Raw genomic sequence first — 2,452 nt, 5'->3', positions numbered from 1 at the left:
GGGCGACGGAATGTATTAAACGGGTTTTCGGGATTAACGTCAACACTAAATTGCAAAAATAATCTCGTTTGATGTTTTTATATACTTAGTGGGCTGTTTTTATGCGTTTACAACGATTGAAGAGTCGTTTTGGTAGGATCATGGGGCAAGGATTCTCTTAATTATTTTGATGTATCAATAAAAAAAGCACGCCTTAAGGCGTGCTTTTGTAGTGTTGAAATCAATTTACTGCTTAACGTTAAACTTGCTAACCCAAGTTTCAAGCTCGTTCGCTAATGAAGTGAGGCTTTGTGTACTTGAATGACTTTCGGAAACAACGTTACTCAATTGAGTACCACTCTCTTCAATCATATTGATCCGCTGTGAAATATCATCACTCACTTGAGTCTGCTCGGCTGCAGCAGTAGCGATTTGATGGCTCATTTGAGTAATTGACTCTAACGCAACAACAATTTGTTGTAGCGCCTGAGAGGCGTTCTCAGATTCAGTCACCGTGCTTTCGCTGGTTTGTGCACAAACTTCCATGGTCTGAATGGCATTGCGGGATCCCTCTTGCAGGTTAGAGATCATCTGTTGAATCTCTTTAGTACTATCTTGAGTGCGACCAGCAAGGTTACGTACTTCATCTGCCACAACAGCGAACCCTCTACCTTGTTCTCCAGCTCGTGCTGCTTCGATTGCCGCATTTAATGCTAATAGATTGGTCTGTTCAGCGATATCACCGATCACATCCAATACCTTAACGATATTGTTTACATCATTGTCCAGATCGGAAACTGCTTGGCTAGCGGTATTCAACTGGACTGCTAAGCCTTGAATATTATCAACAGTGTTATGGATAAGGTGTTGAGTGTGCTGGCTTTGCTTATCGGCTTCGTCAGTATTTTGAGCAGTATCTCGGGCCGAGTCAGCGACGTTGTTGGCAGAAGAAGCCATTTCTGTCATTGCCGTAGCGATCATTTCGGTGGATTGCTGCTGAGAGTCAGTGAGTTGAGCAATGCTTGCTGCTCGCTCCTCTACATGACTGAGTTCACCGCGCAATGCATGCATGGAAGTATCGAGATTAGTTACAAGTTGAGCGAGGGATTTACTCATGACTTGAACGGCATGATAAATACTGCCAGCTGGTGCGTCTTCATCAAATGAGGCTTGAATTTCACCTTTAGAGACCGCGGTTACCGCATCTCGCACTTCTTGAGGTTCACCGCCAAGCAGAGAAATGATACGACGGATAGCCATGATTAGAATTGTTAAAATGGCACCAGCAATAATCAAGCAGAGCCCTAGTTGCCATTGAGCCGTTGCCCAGAAGCGTGCATTGACCTCATTGAAGCCGATGCCCGTACCTACAACCCAGCCCCAATGAGGCGTTTTTTGAGCGATTGAGAGTTTAGACTCTATCGAACCGTCCGCTTGCTTTTGCGTCCAAGTATATTCGACCAACTGTCCTGTTCGATTACCCAGAACATCTAGAATTAGTTGGCCGACACTATTGCCGTCACCATCTTTAAAGTCGTGGAAGCTAGTACCGTGAAGCTGAGGATCAAGAGGGGTGGCAACAAAGGTCATATTCTCATCAGCGACGTAGACGTATTCATTATCTTTGTAAATGTTATTGCGAAGTAAACGGGTAGCGAGATCTTTTGCTTGTTGCTCTGGCAACGTGCCTTCGATAGCCATTTTTTCTATTTCGTTAAGAATGCTATAGGCGCTAGTAAAAAGCTCTGTTACGCGAGCCTTGTTGTCTATGTTACTAGCGACGCGTAATGTCCAAAGCCCCGTAGCTGCTAATGCGAGTAAAGCTGCCAGTATAATGGCAGACAAGATATAGGCTTGTACTTTAAGTTTCATGGATACCCCCTGTTGAAGACAGCTTCGTGTATATGGTACGGCTGCACTAATAATGACAAGCATGTTACAAAAATATTATATGGGACATTGTACCATTAATAAAAAGTATGATGTAGATTAAATTTTCACCTCGAAATAAAGGCAAAAGAAAGGCATGGGTTCTCAAAAATGCACTTTCGTAAAAGGAAAAAATTGGCATAAACCTTTTTACTAGAAAGGGCTGTGAGCTTTTGCTCTATATTGATATTGATATTGATATTGATATTGATATTGGAATTAATAGTGAATTTAAAAGATAGAAGCGAGTTGGCTATATCTCAACCTCTGGCACACTAAAATGTTGAAAAATAGTACTGTTGTGAGATCTCATCCTTATATAGAGTTGCGAGAGGTTGGCAAATCTAAGGGGGGAGAGTTAAAAGAAAAGGCATAGTTTTCTACAATATCTCGACGTCAAGAGCTTGTTACTGGAAGAGAGCTTTTCAAACAGCAGATACGAAAAAGGCCACACCTTGCGATGTGACCTCTTCTAAAAGTGGCTCCGTCTAAGGGAGTTAACGGGCCGGCCTCCCGGCTGTGACATTCTGCATGTCAAACAACA

At 42.8% G+C, this 2,452-nt stretch carries 1 protein-coding gene; it reads right to left on the bottom strand.

Annotated elements, in window-relative coordinates; genetic code table 11:
- Positions 1 to 225: 225 nt before the first annotated feature.
- On the bottom strand, positions 226 to 1,851 hold the full coding sequence (locus tag BLO31_RS22405; protein WP_070972218.1) for a methyl-accepting chemotaxis protein: 1,626 nt from the start codon (positions 1,849 to 1,851) through the stop codon (positions 226 to 228).
- Positions 1,852 to 2,452: the final 601 nt, after the last annotated feature.

Source organism: Vibrio sonorensis, assembly GCF_001854765.1.
GTDB lineage: Bacteria > Pseudomonadota > Gammaproteobacteria > Enterobacterales > Vibrionaceae > Vibrio > Vibrio sonorensis.
The sequence above is the reverse complement of the archived record's forward strand: the minus strand, read 5'-3'. Positions and strand labels throughout refer to the sequence as shown.

Coding starts and splice junctions, on each gene's coding strand:
- BLO31_RS22405 (WP_070972218.1), bottom strand. CDS start 1,851: ATGAAACTTAAAGTACAAGCCTATATCTTGTCTGCCATTATACTGGCA.